19 protein-coding genes and 1 pseudogene are annotated in these 14,229 nt (G+C 39.0%); 10 read left to right on the top strand and 10 right to left on the bottom strand.

All coding sequences use genetic code 11. The annotated features are described in order from the left end of the window. Nucleotides 1-3: 3 nt before the first annotated feature. The 3 genes from DI077_RS01320 to DI077_RS01310 are packed head-to-tail and all read right to left on the bottom strand — an operon-like array spanning nucleotide 4 to nucleotide 1,402. The gene (locus DI077_RS01320; protein ID WP_109021937.1) at nucleotides 4-339 is read right to left on the bottom strand and encodes a hypothetical protein; all 336 of its coding nucleotides are present in this window, start codon (nucleotides 337-339) and stop codon (nucleotides 4-6) included. After that, a complete protein-coding gene (locus DI077_RS01315; RefSeq protein WP_109021936.1) occupies nucleotides 336-875 on the bottom strand; it encodes an RNA polymerase sigma factor in 540 nt (179 codons plus the stop codon). Before DI077_RS01315 ends, DI077_RS01320 begins: the two co-directional genes overlap by 4 nt. Next, complete coding sequence (locus tag DI077_RS01310; protein ID WP_109021935.1) at nucleotides 872-1,402, bottom strand: hypothetical protein; 531 nt, start codon at nucleotides 1,400-1,402, stop codon at nucleotides 872-874. Before DI077_RS01310 ends, DI077_RS01315 begins: the two co-directional genes overlap by 4 nt. A gap of 103 nt (nucleotides 1,403-1,505) precedes the next feature. Between DI077_RS01310 and DI077_RS01305 the strand changes: the two genes are divergently transcribed. Further along, the gene (locus DI077_RS01305) at nucleotides 1,506-2,078 is read left to right on the top strand and encodes a gamma carbonic anhydrase family protein (RefSeq protein WP_109021934.1); all 573 of its coding nucleotides are present in this window, start codon (nucleotides 1,506-1,508) and stop codon (nucleotides 2,076-2,078) included. 95 nt (nucleotides 2,079-2,173) lie between these two features. Here the strand turns inward: DI077_RS01305 and DI077_RS01300 are convergent, their stop codons facing one another. Both DI077_RS01300 and DI077_RS01295 read right to left on the bottom strand, forming a co-directional pair. Continuing rightward, nucleotides 2,174-2,446, bottom strand: coding sequence for an antitoxin (locus DI077_RS01300; RefSeq protein ID WP_109021933.1), 273 nt, complete (start codon nucleotides 2,444-2,446; stop codon nucleotides 2,174-2,176). An 81-nt stretch (nucleotides 2,447-2,527) separates the two neighbouring features. Beyond that, entirely contained in the window at nucleotides 2,528-3,025 is a 498-nt protein-coding gene (locus DI077_RS01295) for an acyl-CoA thioesterase (RefSeq protein WP_109021932.1), read from the bottom strand. A gap of 224 nt (nucleotides 3,026-3,249) precedes the next feature. Between DI077_RS01295 and DI077_RS01290 the strand changes: the two genes are divergently transcribed. Next, entirely contained in the window at nucleotides 3,250-3,846 is a 597-nt protein-coding gene (locus DI077_RS01290; RefSeq protein WP_109021931.1) for a class I SAM-dependent DNA methyltransferase, read from the top strand. Between the two features lie 127 nt (nucleotides 3,847-3,973). On the opposite strand, the gene DI077_RS01285 is transcribed toward DI077_RS01290, so the two are convergent. The 5 genes from DI077_RS01285 to DI077_RS01265 form a co-directional block, all read right to left on the bottom strand. Further along, nucleotides 3,974-4,372 carry a type II toxin-antitoxin system VapC family toxin gene (locus DI077_RS01285; RefSeq protein ID WP_109021930.1) on the bottom strand — a complete coding sequence of 133 codons (399 nt, stop codon included), beginning with the start codon at nucleotides 4,370-4,372 and terminating at the stop codon, nucleotides 3,974-3,976. Further along, a complete protein-coding gene (locus tag DI077_RS01280) occupies nucleotides 4,373-4,609 on the bottom strand; it encodes a type II toxin-antitoxin system Phd/YefM family antitoxin (RefSeq protein ID WP_109022196.1) in 237 nt (78 codons plus the stop codon). A 133-nt stretch (nucleotides 4,610-4,742) separates the two neighbouring features. After that, nucleotides 4,743-5,093 carry a DUF2200 domain-containing protein gene (locus DI077_RS01275; protein ID WP_109021929.1) on the bottom strand — a complete coding sequence of 117 codons (351 nt, stop codon included), beginning with the start codon at nucleotides 5,091-5,093 and terminating at the stop codon, nucleotides 4,743-4,745. A gap of 164 nt (nucleotides 5,094-5,257) precedes the next feature. Then, nucleotides 5,258-5,557 carry a nucleotidyltransferase family protein gene (locus DI077_RS01270; RefSeq protein WP_109021928.1) on the bottom strand — a complete coding sequence of 100 codons (300 nt, stop codon included), beginning with the start codon at nucleotides 5,555-5,557 and terminating at the stop codon, nucleotides 5,258-5,260. Nucleotides 5,558-5,776: 219 nt separating this feature from the next. Continuing rightward, nucleotides 5,777-6,847: a tetratricopeptide repeat protein gene (locus DI077_RS01265; protein ID WP_109021927.1), complete on the bottom strand. Its 1,071-nt coding sequence runs from the start codon at nucleotides 6,845-6,847 to the stop codon at nucleotides 5,777-5,779. Nucleotides 6,848-7,422: 575 nt separating this feature from the next. Between DI077_RS01265 and rpmH the strand changes: the two genes are divergently transcribed. From rpmH to DI077_RS01225, 8 genes and pseudogenes are all read left to right on the top strand, one after another. Then, nucleotides 7,423-7,584, top strand: a complete 162-nt coding sequence (gene rpmH / locus DI077_RS01260) for a 50S ribosomal protein L34 (RefSeq protein WP_109021925.1) — start codon at nucleotides 7,423-7,425, stop codon at nucleotides 7,582-7,584. 29 nt (nucleotides 7,585-7,613) lie between these two features. Beyond that, nucleotides 7,614-7,916 (top strand): annotated as a pseudogene (locus DI077_RS01255) (ribonuclease P protein component); the annotation flags it as partial. Then, nucleotides 7,913-8,140, top strand: a complete 228-nt coding sequence (gene yidD / locus DI077_RS01250; protein ID WP_109021923.1) for a membrane protein insertion efficiency factor YidD — start codon at nucleotides 7,913-7,915, stop codon at nucleotides 8,138-8,140. The pseudogene DI077_RS01255 and the gene yidD, both read left to right, overlap by 4 nt. Nucleotides 8,141-8,143: 3 nt before the next feature. After that, nucleotides 8,144-10,099, top strand: a complete 1,956-nt coding sequence (yidC, locus tag DI077_RS01245) for a membrane protein insertase YidC (protein WP_174705659.1) — start codon at nucleotides 8,144-8,146, stop codon at nucleotides 10,097-10,099. A gap of 24 nt (nucleotides 10,100-10,123) precedes the next feature. Next, a complete protein-coding gene (gene jag, locus DI077_RS01240; protein ID WP_109021922.1) occupies nucleotides 10,124-10,846 on the top strand; it encodes an RNA-binding cell elongation regulator Jag/EloR in 723 nt (240 codons plus the stop codon). Next, a complete protein-coding gene (mnmE, locus tag DI077_RS01235) occupies nucleotides 10,839-12,224 on the top strand; it encodes a tRNA uridine-5-carboxymethylaminomethyl(34) synthesis GTPase MnmE (RefSeq protein ID WP_109021921.1) in 1,386 nt (461 codons plus the stop codon). The genes jag and mnmE overlap by 8 nt, the downstream gene beginning before the upstream one ends. A gap of 82 nt (nucleotides 12,225-12,306) precedes the next feature. After that, nucleotides 12,307-12,525 carry a hypothetical protein gene (locus DI077_RS01230; protein WP_109022194.1) on the top strand — a complete coding sequence of 73 codons (219 nt, stop codon included), beginning with the start codon at nucleotides 12,307-12,309 and terminating at the stop codon, nucleotides 12,523-12,525. A gap of 87 nt (nucleotides 12,526-12,612) precedes the next feature. Beyond that, nucleotides 12,613-14,226 carry a hypothetical protein gene (locus tag DI077_RS01225; RefSeq protein WP_109021920.1) on the top strand — a complete coding sequence of 538 codons (1,614 nt, stop codon included), beginning with the start codon at nucleotides 12,613-12,615 and terminating at the stop codon, nucleotides 14,224-14,226. The last annotated feature ends 3 nt before the right edge of the window (nucleotides 14,227-14,229 follow it).

The following is a 14,229-nucleotide window of genomic DNA, read 5'->3' as shown; positions in this document are numbered from 1 at the left end:
TGACTAGCGGGACCCGAAGGTAGTAAGTATAATCGAATCCGTTTGTTCCCATAAAGATTCCGATTTTTCAGGGGCAGAAATTTCTATCGCAGAATCTTGGGACAGAGGACTGTAATTTTCCTCTTCAATCTCAAAATTTAAAAATTGAGAAATCCCAATAGCAAAAAAGAAAGCACTTGCGACCGCATAAATCCATTTGATAGGAAAGCCGTTATTGGCAGGCATTAATTGTTGGTCCGCCGCTTTCAAAACCCGCGAAGCGACCCTTTTCGAAAATTGCGGATCTTGGATCAATTGATCAATGGTTTGGTCTAATTTAGATTTCAAATTTTCGTTCATAAATCCAGCTCCTGTTCTTTTTGATTTTTATTCATTAATCTTGCAAGCATTTCCCGTCCCCGAGCAAGCCTTGACTTTACAGTGCCCGCGGAAACTCCCAATTGTTGGGCGATTTTATTCACTTTATGTCCCGCCAAACGATACAATGTAGTTTGACGAAACGGCTCGGGCAATTCATTGATTTGCGCCCTCACCCACTTATCCCTATTCTCGTGATCAATCTCCACTGTGGGAAACGAATACAAAGATTCTATTCCTGTAAGATCATCCGACATTTGGAACGGCAGACTTCCAGCTTTTTTATTATCTCTCCAAGCTCTTCTGCATTCATTGCGTGCGACAACATAAAGCCATTTGTGAAGTGACTCTCCCGATAACGGAGGTTTTTCTCTAAAAGCAAGATAATATCTTAAGTAAGTCTCTTGAGTCACATCTTCGACGAAAGAAAAAAGATCCTCGGGCAGATTCTTGTGAATTGCCCGAAGAACAGTCGTTTTACTCTCTTCGATAGAATGAACTAATTCGTTTTCCGTCATTTTTTAGGTTCTACACATTCCAAACGATCAGGGCCGGGAAAGGGCTCTTTTCGGGATCGCATGGTTTCCATACGTTTTTTGTTAATGGATTTTAGTGTATCTTTTTGTTCCGGATTCAATTGCGATTCAAATTCAAGCCTTCCCTGGATTTGAATCATACGGATATCCAATTGAGTGTTGCTGATTTCCTGAAGCTTTGACTTAACAACCGCTAAATCTACCTTTTCGGATTCCAAAATGGATCTTAGATCTTCATGCAGAGGTGACATTTTGTCCACTTTCTCTTTTAGAAGACTCTCTTTTTTATCCAAAGAAGACTTGATCTTTTCTTTTTTTTCTTTGGTAAGTTTCAGATCCTGCGCTAATTTTTCGAACTCCTTCCCCTCCGGATCCGGGAAAGGAAAAATGATACCGAGTGGTGGTCCCATAAAAGGTCCCGGTGGAGGCGGTTGTGGAGGCTCGGCACTCAAACTCATATAAGTGCACATGGTCACCAAAAACATCGTCTTTACGGGGAATTCTTTCATTTTTGCTCCTTACTAATGATTAAACCCAAATGAAAAGAAAAGGTTCCCAAATATTTAAAAAATTTGAAACAATTCGAAAATCACAATGGAATGACACTCATCTATGAACTATTCCGAAATTCCTGAATTCTCAGATCCGTTTATCCATCCCCAGGCAACTGCGTTTGGAATGTTAAAATTCGGCATATCCGTTTCCTTATGGCCGGGAGCCGTCTTACGCGCTGATATGAATCAAATCGCATTGGGGGATTATGTAAATATCCAAGACAATTCCACATTGCATACCGACTCTCGTTCTCCCATTTCCATCGGAGCCTGGAGTCTTGTGGGGCATAATGTAATGATCCACGGATGCACGATCGGGCGGGGTGTGCTTGTGGGTATCGGCTCCATCGTTCTCGATAAAGCAGTGATAGGTGATGGTTGTCAGATCGCAGCAGGTTGTATGATTCGGGGAGGAAAAAAAATCCCACCGAGATCTTTGGTTGTACCAAATAACGGAGATATAAAAATTTACGAAGGAAAGGCCAAACCGGAGTTAACTGTAGCAGGGTGTATTGAATATGCTCATCTAGCAGTTCGGTTTCAAAAAGGAATCTTTGTCCCTTATACCGAAGAAGAAGAAAATTTGTTCGTGGAACAAGCGAAGGGAATCATAACAAGCTTAGGAATCTAAATTAACATAATCTCCTAAATGCCTTTGCGCTGCCGAAAGCATTTTTTCTTTTTACCTTCCTTATTTTTAAGAGAAGAAGAAGTTATAAGCACATGTTAATGTTCTTTTAATTTTCCTGTGACGTATTGATGTAAAATACTAGAAACTAAAGTTTGATAAGGAACACCAACTTCAAGGGCTTTCGTTTTTAGAAGTTGAATGTCTTTACCAGCAATTCTAATATTCATTCTCTTATCTTTAAGTAGGGTATTTTTAGCAGCAGATTTCAACTTCTTAAGATAGAGATTTTTATTCTCAACGGAAACCCATTCATTCTTCTCAATTGAAGTTTCTATTCTTTTTTCATCTTCATTAAGCTTCATCTTCATTGTCTGACCTCAGGAAAGAGTATATTAGTATATTTTCTAGAAGGAAACGCCGTTTTTAAAAAAGAAGAAACTACCCATTGTTCATTTTCTACTATCTTTGATTTTCCGAGCGAGTTCTTTTGCCGTTTCTATCCTTAATTTTCCTTCTTCGTATCGGCGAATTTCCGTAGGGGTTTTCAAAATCAATTCCGGCACCGGGGCAGGTTTTTTATTTTCATCCAAAGCAACAAACGACAAATAGGCGGTTGTAGCTCGAACACTTTCCCCCGTAAACGGGTTTTCCCGATTCACTTGCACGCCGACTTCCATCGAAGTTTTTCCTACATAATTGACCATTGCTTTCAGATGAACATGATCTCCGATCTGAATGGGTGAAATAAAATTGATCCGGTCAATACTTGCAGTGACCGCCTCCCTGCCCGAATGTCTCTGTGCTGCCATAACGGCAATTAGGTCAATCCAGGACATGATCGCTCCACCGAAAGCAGTTCCATAATGATTTGCATGATCCGGCATCACTACATGACGGGTTTCGACGGCAGAATCATTCGGCGATTTGGGATGTGGGGTTTGAGACATACCTCACAGGATTTTTAAAAATGAGATGGAAGGGAATGATTTTTTAAAAAGAAAATAAGATCGAAAAAGTGACATAAGCGCTGGCCTACGTTACCGCTAGAAGTGATTTCCTTGTTTTAAAAGTAGATCACTTACTTGATTTCCGCTGCGATCGTTGGCGCGGAATGCCTTTTCCAGTAAGAGAAATACTCTCTTAATTTAAGCAAAAACCGAAGAATGGCTTTATGGATAATAATATATTCAATCAGATTGCAAACAATTATGATACAAAGGAAAGAAAAGAATTAGCGCAAATCATCGTGAATGCGATAAAACCGGAGTTAAAAGAGGGCAAAAATAAATCGCTACTGGATTACGGATGTGGCACCGGACTCGTCGGACTAGAGTTATCTCCTCTGGTTGATAAACTTTTATTCATGGACTCTTCGGAACAAATGCTGGAGATAGTGAAAACAAAGATCATTCAAAATAACATAAAGAATGCGGAAGTCATTCACTCGGATTTTACCAAAATCACCTCAAATTTGAAAGCGGATATAATCGTAGTTTCGCTCGTTCTTCTTCATGTACCGGATGTTAAGAAGATACTGGGGCATTTTTATTCGGTCTTAAATGCAAATGGAAAGTTAATCATCGTTGATTTTGATAAAAATGAAAAAATCAATCACCCGACTGTGCATAATGGATTCACACATACGGATTTAAAATCCTTACTCACTGATGCGGGATTTCATACGATAGAAATAAAAAACTTTCATCATGGCAAAAATATTTTTATGAACCAAGATGCATCTTTACTGATTTCTACAAGTTTGAAATAAGTTTAGGTGTATGTGGTTTATTGATAAATTTAGAATTTAAGACTTGAATAAGTCGTTTTTATCCGATCTTGGATTTTTTAACGAAATATAAATCTTTCTATGATGGAACAATGAACGCAGTAAACAATTACCAAATAGTTCTTAAACCGGAAATTTTATATTTTTTCATTTCTGCATCTTTCGAAATTAGGGTAAATTTTCTAGAAATACATTGCCAGATGAGCATTCGATCGAAAGGATCTCTGAGAAAATCCTCTTTTAATTTATAATAGGAAGATGCATCTTCTTGATTTAGTTCTATTATGTTAATATTTAATTTTTCAAGATATTTTGGAATATCTTCAGGTTTAAAACCGGAAAGATTAAGTTTTCCTAATTTATATTTTAGTGAAATTTCCCATAATGATATAGAACTTACAAAAATCTTATTTTCTTGGTTTTCAATGATCAGAGCGACCTTTTTACTTAGTTGTTTTGAATCACCAATAACCCAGAGTAGAGCATGGGTATCTAAAGTATAAGGCATTTAAATACTTAAGAACTCTTCCTCAGAGATAGAAAAATCTTTTGCAAATGAGATTTTAACTTTTCCATCAAGAATCCCAATCTTTCTTTTTGAATCAGTCTTTTGAGGAACGGGAACAATCATTGCAATTGTTTTTTTATTTTTCCCAAATAGTATACCTACCTTTTCTCCATTTTTAACGTATTCTAACACTTCAGAAAAATGTGATTTTAGTTCACCAACCGGGAAAGATTTCATAATACTATGAGCTTGAAGCAAGTTGTCAAGAAAAAAGAATTTTTCTTTCTTCTCAGTTATCTTTAAAATGAGATTTTTACTTCATCGCGTTATACGAAGTAGAGATAAATTATTCTTTATTCACTGAGTGATCCTATTTCCTTAATATTTTATCCATAGCCTTCCCTTTTGCCAATTCATCGATTAATTTGTCAAGGTAGCGGATATTTCGCATAAGCCCTTCTTCCATCTCTTCTATTCGATAACCGCAAATAGTACCTTTAATGAGGGAAACATTATCATTTATATGCGGTGCCTGGTCAAAAAAATCTTCAAAATTGGTTTCTTTCTTTAGCTGTGCTTCCAAGGTTTTTTTATTATATCCGGTGAGCCAAAAAATGATTTGATCCACTTCCGATTTGGTTCGGCCTTTTCTCTCAGCCTTTTGCAAATAGAGAGGATAAACACTGGCAAAGGACATTGTAAAAATTTTTGATTCTTTCATTTGACCTTCCTTTAACTGTCATGCTATTTCTTTAAAGTCTTATACCAATTTTATTGCATTGGGAATCCCGCAGCGATGTTGGTAAAGTGTTCATACATCTTTGAATTGTTTTAGGATAAGATTTACAGTAGTTTTATATAAATTCCAATCTCTCTATAATTTCTTCAGACATTAATAAGATCTTTTTGGATACGATTTAAGAAAGAGACCTTAATTTGACTTCTCTTCCTAATTAAATCAACATTTCTCTCAAGAAGTTTTTCAAGAAAGATTTGAAGGCCAGCGAAAGAATCATAATCAGGGCTTCTCAAATCCACGAAAATATCGACATCACTATTAGAATTAATTTTGTCTTTTGCAAAAGAGCCAAAAAAGCCAATTTGTAAAACACCAAAATCATGTTCCAGCTTAGGCTTTGCATCGGAAAGCTTTTGAATCAATTCTTGTTTGCTTTCTACCTTCATATGTAAATTATCGGGAATTAGTGCGAAAAGTCAATGAAATCGTGCTTCGACGGTAATGTGTCGAAGACCGAGCAAAGGGGCTGTGCATCCTTTACCGACAAAATGAATCCAACCACTGTATAACAATTGCTTTGTAATCTCAAAAGCACCTAGAGATATAATCACACTGGCAATATTAAAATCCCCTACCCTTGCTTCGCTGGTGATTCTTCGAATGAGTTAAGCTGATAATAAATTCAGTTTATCTAAGTTTTTCAATGCAGTCGATTTTAGATTGTTAGTGATTGCTTCTTGAATCTGTTTACTATTTTCTTCCCTATTGATAAAAAAGTTTTTAAGGTCCTCCAGCACATCATTGGAAAATTCCTGATCCAAAATCGATTGTCGGATTTTATCATCCGTAAGCAGATCTAAAACCAGTGTTCTTTCGAAATCAAAGATAGCATTGGCGGAGATAAGTCCATAATCATCAAATTTGTCGATATTTTCGTTTGTTAAAAGTGCATATGTGGAAGTAAGTATTTTAGCTATTTCCGTAATCGCGTTTTGTTTTTGATAATAATTCAATAAAATTCTATGTACGTAGAGTTTTCCTTCGGTATAATTATTCTTTTTTGCAATTCTGTAGGCTTCTCTGATATTCGGACTGGCTTCCGATCTTTCGTCCAAGTTATAATAACATTCGGCCTTATCCGCAAGATTCCGAACTCTTTCTCTTATATCAACAGCTTGAAGTAATTCCGAAACTTTAGTTAAACATTGAATGGAACGATGATAATCTCCTATTTTATTATAGCAGACGCTCAATAGATTGTATTTGTTTTTTTCGGACTTTGTATCCGTAGTCTTCATTGATTTAAGATTTTTAATTGCTTTATGAATTTCTCCGTTGGAATAAAGGAGCATGGAGAGAGATTCAAGTAATATCGGTTCGGAGATGGTTTTAAGACCCAAATGCAAATTGTGAAGCGCTTCCCTAAACTTTCCTTTAATTTCTTTTGCTTTTACCGTTTTGAAATATTTCTTTATTCTTATAATCGCTTTATGATTTTCTATATAATAGTTTTTAGGAATAAAGGGTTTAGGAAATAATCTGAATAACGCCTCTTTGCTTTTTTGATATCTTTGCTTGTTCGTATTGTACACGATCTCGTTGACAATAAATCCGAATAAAATGGAGATCGTAACGATGGTTGCCTCTTTCAGAAAATCGTAAAAGATAATGTAGAAAGCAATTACACTCAGCAAACCAACGACAAGTAGTATTCTAACAATATTATATTTGTTCATTTCACATTCCTTAAACTTTTTCAAGGAATGTGTAGAATCCAGGCATTTAACTGACGCTAGAAGATTACAAAGAGGACAAGAAACCGAGATTTGAAAATCACAGGATCCTTGAAACAAGTATATTACATGATAATAGTAAGCAAATCCATTTAACAAGTATTATTTCCCATCCCGGAAACACCCCGCGCTAGGGATCGAAGCGGAAATCTTTCGCGGAACGCGAAAATTGGAGCGAAGAGCCCGGTCGTTCCTGATAGGATTCCAACAATGCAGATTGATCCGAAGCGCCCACCTAACAAGGATATTTTTCGGTTTTGCATCGTAGGAAAAAATTTTCTTCGAACCGCAAAATAAGGAAATTCCCATAGATCGCGCAGGCAGTGATTGTAAAAAAGGGCTCAAATCGATCAAGATATTATGTCACATACAGTAATGAAGGGAAATCGGGGGTTTTCCTCGTGAAAAACAAATCTTAATAATAAATCCGATTTCGCCCTTGACTTCCAGATTGGTACCAAAAGTCTTCTCAAAAGACTCTTTTTTTTCCGCGATTATATATAAATTAGGTAATTTTCATGAAACGTACATACCAACCGAGCAACACGAAACGCATTAGAACTCATGGTTTCCGAACAAGAATGGCAACTCCAGGCGGAAGAAATGTGATCAGCAACCGCAGAAAGAAAGGTCGCCACAAATTGACTGTCTCCGACGAGAAAATCGGGAGAAAGTTCTAGGATAGGAGCTTCCTTCGGAGACTCTTTGCAATAAATCGAGGATCCAAGAACTCTTTCGTAGTGCCAAAAAAGTAGGTAGGTTTCCTATTAGCTTTCTTTCCCGCAAGAACGGGACGGAAAACACCTACTTTTTATTCTGTCCCGACAGGTCCCACAAATCAGCCGTAGACCGAAATCGAACGAAACGACTCTTGAAGGAACTGGTTCGTTTGCATTTGTCTGCCTTTCCCGCAGGCAATGACATTGCAATCTTAGCTCATATCGATTTTGCACGGAAACTGCCGCAGGAAAGAGAAGAAATTTTTCTTTCTATCTTTCAAAAACCTCAATGAATCGGATCGCCCTCCTACTCATATTTCTTTATCAGAAATTTGTATCTCCGATACTTCCGCCTGCTTGTCGCTTTACGCCCAGTTGTTCGGAATATGCAAAAGAAGCATTTCAAACCTATCCCTTTTTCAAAGCATTCGGAATGAGCTTAAGCAGAATTTCCAGATGTCACCCGTTACACGAAGGCGGATTCGATCCGCTCCCTAAACCAACCAACAAGAGTTAAATTATGCAAAACGATACCACAGCCAGACAAGGCAGACTTTTTCTTGCTCTATTCATCAGCCTCGCGGCATGGATGGGGATCAATTATTTCTTCTTCCCGCAAAAACCGGAAGCTCCCAAAACTCAAGTAACACCCGTTACAGCCGATCCTAAAAAAGAAACGGATCAGGCAAGTGTCAAGGAAGCCGCAAAAAACAAAGACCTTCCTCCTGCGGATGCGCAAACAAAACCTTCCGCAATCGATCCCAAAGATATCAAAACTTATAATATCAAAACGGATTCGTTTTTAGTCAGTTTTTCCAGTCTCGGCGGAAGGATCACCGAATATTACATTCGCAATCATAAGGAAGCGGACGGTTCCGATTTTATCATCGCAAAAGATCCGAAATTCGAAGTCAACTTTGACGGACAAATCGAACGTGCCGTGGAACTTTCCCGTTTCGAAGGGTTTGATTTCAATATCATAGAAGACAAAGACGGAATTCCTTATTCCAGATACAACAAAGTCAACTTTGCTTCTTCTTACGATGCTTCTACGAAAACAATTACATTCGAAGCTCCTTCTCTCGATGGAAAATATCTCATCCAGAAAAAATTTCAATTTTTCCCTACGGAAAATTATTTCAAATTCAACTTAACTCTTAAGAACCTAAGCAAAGAAACAGTGACTCTGGCTTCTTCCAGTTCAGAAGCATTTTTCCGATCCTTCGGTTCTCTCGGTCCCATTCTAAAAGGAAAAGAAGAGTTCAACGATAGAGACACTGCGCATTACTTCCGTTATTATTACCTGGACGGATCATTCAAAGACCACGTAGACGGCACTACCACGATCGGATTTTTTGATAATCTATTCGGTTCCAGCGATGGAAAAGACGAAAGATTCGAAATCAAAAAAGGGATCAACGAAAGAGTCGATTTCGTAGGAACGGGAAGTCGTTATTTCATAGCTGTTCTCGATCCGCTCACACATAAACCTGCCGGAGTTCTTTTGGACAACCGAAAAGGAAATGAAACAGGTGTTCTTTTGGCTTATGACGATTGGAAATTGGCTCCGGGCGAATCGGTCAATTTGGATTATGCAGCTTACGTAGGAGTCAGAGAGCTGGACGGGACTGCGTTTCGGGACAGCAAATTCGATCCGATCATCAATAAAGAATCTCCTTTTGCGGGACTCAGTGATTCACTCAACAAATCGTTTAATCAAGGTATTACGACTCCTCTCCGTAACGCGATCATTTGGGTTCTGAAAAAAATCTATCTTGTGATTCCAAGTTACGGTTGGGCGATCGTTATCTTTGCGATTCTATTCAAACTTGCATTCTATCCGCTGAACAAAAAACAAGCGGAGTCCATGAAAAAGATGCAGGAACTTTCTCCTCAGATCAAAGCTCTGAACGAAAAGTATGCGGATGATCCGAAACTCAAACAAGAAAAAACGATCGAACTCTACAAAAAGAACGGAACCAATCCGATGTCCGGTTGTTTGCCGATGCTGATTCAGATTCCGATTTTTATCGCCCTTTATACTGCGTTCTCGGACACTGTGGATCTTTGGAATTCTCCTTTCCTTTGGATCAAGGATTTGAGTGAGCCTGATACAGTTTTCACCACACCGAAACTGGTATTCATCGGTGCTCTTAGCATCAACGTTCTCCCTCTCATCATGGTAGCGACCCAAGTGGTTCAATCCAAGATGACTACCGTTTCCACCGACCCGAACCAAAAGATGATGATGTATATGATGCCTTTTATCATGTTATATTTCTTCTGGTCCATGCCTGCCGGTGTAACAATGTATTGGACAATGCAAAATATCCTATCGATCGCCCAACAATTTTACACGAACAAGTTCGGTAAAAAGGACGATAACAAACCGAAGCCGGCCAATCAATTGAACGAGTCTTCGAACGGTGCGATCCCCAAAAAGGGATTTAGAAACCAACAAAAACGTAAAAAGTAATCATAGTATTTAAGGAAAGATTATATGGATAATTACATATTTGAAGCAGAAGGAAAAACAAAATCAGAGGCTGAAGAATATACACTGGAAGTATTGAGGTTGGAACCAGGCGACCTCAAATTCGAAGTAGTAGATTCCGGTAAGTCCGGCTTTTTGGGGATCACTCAGAAAAAGCCTGCCGTAGTACGAGCGTTTGTTGCCAATACGGACATCCCTTCCGAAAAAATCATTCACGGAGTCATCATCACCATCCTTCGAAAAATGGGAATTCCTGCGGAAGTTGTGGGAATGGGGGATGTGGACGGAAAAATCTACGTGGAACTTGCAAGCAAGGAATCGGGACTGATCATCGGGAAAAGAGGAGGAACTTTGGACTCTCTTCAATTCCTTGCCAACCTGATGGTAGACCCTCGCACCCGTCACAATCGTAAAATCGTTTTAGACATCGAATCCTACCGCGACAAACGTGAGTTATCTCTCATTCGACTTGCAAAGTCAATCGCATCTTCGGTCATCAAAACAGGACGTTCCAAACTTTTGGATCCGATGAATCCTTTCGAAAGAAGAATCGTTCATATGGCGATCCAAGACGACGAAAGAGTATTCACTCGCTCCGAAGGAAACGGAACTTTCAAACGGGTTAGAGTGATTTCTGCGAAAGACAAACACAAATACAAAGATCTGGAAGATACCTCTAAAAAAGGTCTGCCTGTAGAAGACTTCGCAGACTCAGAAGAGCTTGATTGATACAATTGCAGCATTATCTACCGCAAGCGGACCCGGAGCGATCGGAATCCTCCGGATCTCCGGTAGAAATACAATCAAGATAGCCACAACTTTACTTTTCAAAAACAACACACCACTTACTGAATCCTACCTGATGGAAAACAAAAGATCGGCGATCTTTTGCGATTTCATCTTCGAAGGAAAACCCTTCGATCAAATCGTATTTCTATTTTTTCCAGCACCTAACTCATATACAGGCGAAGATCTGGGAGAATTCCACTTACATGGAAATCCCATCCTATTGAAAAAAGCTTTGGATGCAATCTTCCAAACGGGTGCCCGTCCCGCAGGACACGGAGAATTCACCAAACGGGCTTTTCTCAACGGAAAATTATCGCTCACAGGTGCGGAAGCCATAGGAAGACTCATTGAAGCGCGTTCCCGTTATGAATTGGAACTTTCTCAAAAGAACGTTTTCGGAGAACTCTCCAAGCTCGCATCCAAAATACGGAGTGATTTGATTTCGTTGAAGGCGGAATGCGAAGCGGAGATTGATTTTTCAACGGAAGACCTAACTTTTGAAAGCCTGGAACAAAGAAAAGAAAGGATGATCGCTTTAAGGGATTTATGTTCCTCTTTATTACAAAATTCCGAACGCGCGGAAAAACTGATATTACAATCCACAGTGGTTTTGTTCGGAGCACCAAACACGGGTAAATCGAGTTTAATGAATCTTCTCATAGGGAAAGACCGTTCCATCATTTCTGATATTCCCGGCACAACAAGGGATTATATAGCGGAAGATATTACACTCGACGGCCTTCCTATCCGCTTGGTAGATACGGCGGGTGTAAGGGAAACTTCAGATCAAATAGAAATCCTGGGAATAGAAAGGAGTGAAAGGGAAGCAGATTCGGCTAATCTTCGTTTGATTCTAATCGATGTCTCTCAAACTCTGGACAGGAAAAAATTCATCAATGCATACCGAAACCGACTTCCCGGTTCCATTCTGGTAGCAAATAAAATCGATATCCCTCATCCCGACTGGAATCGAAAGGAATGGGAAGAAGATAGCAAATCCTTATCTTTCCAAATCGCGGAAGTCTCCTGTAAAACCAAACTGGGGCTTGGCGATTTACTTTCCCTTCTAAAAGACAGACTCAGTGCCAAAGAAGCGTTGGAAGATGTGGTTCTATTGGAAGAGAGACAAAGTTTTCATATAAGAGCAATTTACAATCATTTAGCGGAAGCCGTGGGCCTCCTGGAGTCATCCGCTCCAGCGGAAATTTATATTCAAGAAATCAATTCCGCGCTACGAGAAATCGGCGAAGTAAACGGGCGCGTAGACAATGAGGAAATTTTAGGTCGTATTTTCAGCAAATTTTGTGTGGGAAAATAATCTTAAATTTTAGCAAATTTTTATATTGTCGAAAGGAAAGACAGGTCTCAAATTGAGTCCACAATCATTTCGAGGTATAAAAATGAAAAAATTTCTAGCTATTCTCACAGTTGTCTCTTTCTTCTCCTTCGGAGTTTTCGCACAAGCAACAGAAGCACCTGACGAAGAGCCTACTATGGAAACAGAAACTGTAAAACCTGAGAAAGCCGAAAAGCCATCCAAAGGTAAAAAAGAAAAAGCTGAAAAAAAGGGAAAGAAAGCTAAGAAGGCTAAAAAAGCCAAAAAAAAGAAATCTGAATAAGATTTACTGATATCTCAAAGGCCCCTGTTTTTGCAGGGGTTTTCTTTCCTGTTTTACATTCCTAAAAATTCTCATATTATAAATCAGATGAAACACAACACTTCCAAGATTTTTTCTTTCTTATTTGCACCTAGCTTATGTTTGTTGATCTTGACTTGTTTGCCCGGTCAGTGGACAAAAGAAAAAACCAAGCCGGATTCTTTTCTTTTCAATCTGAAGATAGATAACTTGCCGAAGTTACCCGGCTTGGATAAATTAGGTTTTCAAATTCGTATTTATAACTGTTCCGTCGAAGATCTGAAGGCTTACAAAACACAGCCTAAAAAAAATCTTCCCGTTTGTCTGAAAGCCCCTCTCTCCAGCTCTCATCTTTCACAAGGACTTGCGTCTTCCATTACCATTCGTCCGACTATGGAAAATTTTTCCTGGACCCATCTTTCCATTGAGCTCACCGGAATCGAACCTATCAAAGGAATGTACTCTCCCGGCCACAATCCTTTCTGGGTGACCAACGAAGAAAATACAACGGACATTTCCATCAACCATACGTTTCGTTTTGTATCCCAGGAAAATCCGATCCCTGATGAAAAACAAAAGAAATTGGCCGAAACCTTTTCTCCTATTCTGGTTTTTCATAAAGATAAAAAAGTATTACCAACTAACTTAGAAAAGTATTTCCCGAATTATTCCACGGAAGAATACCCTCTTCCGGGAAATGACATCCGTCGTTACTCCACAGGAAAAGAGTCCTGGAAGTATATGATTTTTCCGGATGAGAAAAAAAACCAAGGCGACACACATCTTTATTATCATGTTCGTTATGCGAAGTCTACTGTTTCCGGTACACAAAAAGAAGCTCTTCCGGGTTTTAGAGACAATTGGAATTATTGGTATGAAGAAGCCGACGGAGATATGGTTATCTCATACTGGATATGGTATGATTTTAACGAAGGACCAACCAGTTTCGGAAATGTCCACCAAGGAGATTTGGAATCTTATTCCATTTTGGTTTCCAAAGAAGGAAAACCGAAACGAATTCTTCTGACAGGACACGATCATGTTCTGCTTGATACTTCATTTCAAAATATCAATTCATTGAATTCCCATCCCATACTTTACATTGCCAAAGGAAACAAAGGTGCGGACGGAGGAAATCCCACATCCGCTTACGAAAATTATACGGTGAAGCTGGAAGCTGGGAACTTTTTATTCAATTGGATTTCCGATCCGGAAGATATATTCCCTGTATTTGATCCTGAAAAATCACTGATCATCATTCCTGACAATCTCGATGCGAAAAAATTGGAAAAAGTGAAAATCGGATCGGGCTTGGACAAAACAACACGCTATATAGATGCAAGAAAAATGATTTTGAAACGAATCGTAAAACTGGTTGCTTGGGAAGAACCGGGTTGGATCGGCAAAAAAGCGGATAAAGACCCGGATGGAAATCATACGGTTTCGGCGGATATAGAAAAGATTCTCAGTTTTGAAGGCAGGCTAGGCAAACACCCTCGCGGATCTCTTGTTTGGCGGGAATTAAAACAATACGGCGAATCTCCCGAAAACGCCCCATTCAAAACAAATATAGAACAACATTTTAGTTTTGAAAGTCCGCGGATCGAAAGAAATCACGAAGACAGAAAAGGGAATTACGGTCCGAAATGGACCGGGGATGAAAAAACACCTCAGACGGAGTAGAAT

Origin of the sequence: Leptospira kobayashii (assembly GCF_003114835.2) — a bacterium.
Lineage (GTDB): Bacteria > Spirochaetota > Leptospiria > Leptospirales > Leptospiraceae > Leptospira_A > Leptospira_A kobayashii.
Note: the sequence above shows the minus strand (reverse complement) of the source record. Positions and strands in the feature narration are given on the sequence as shown.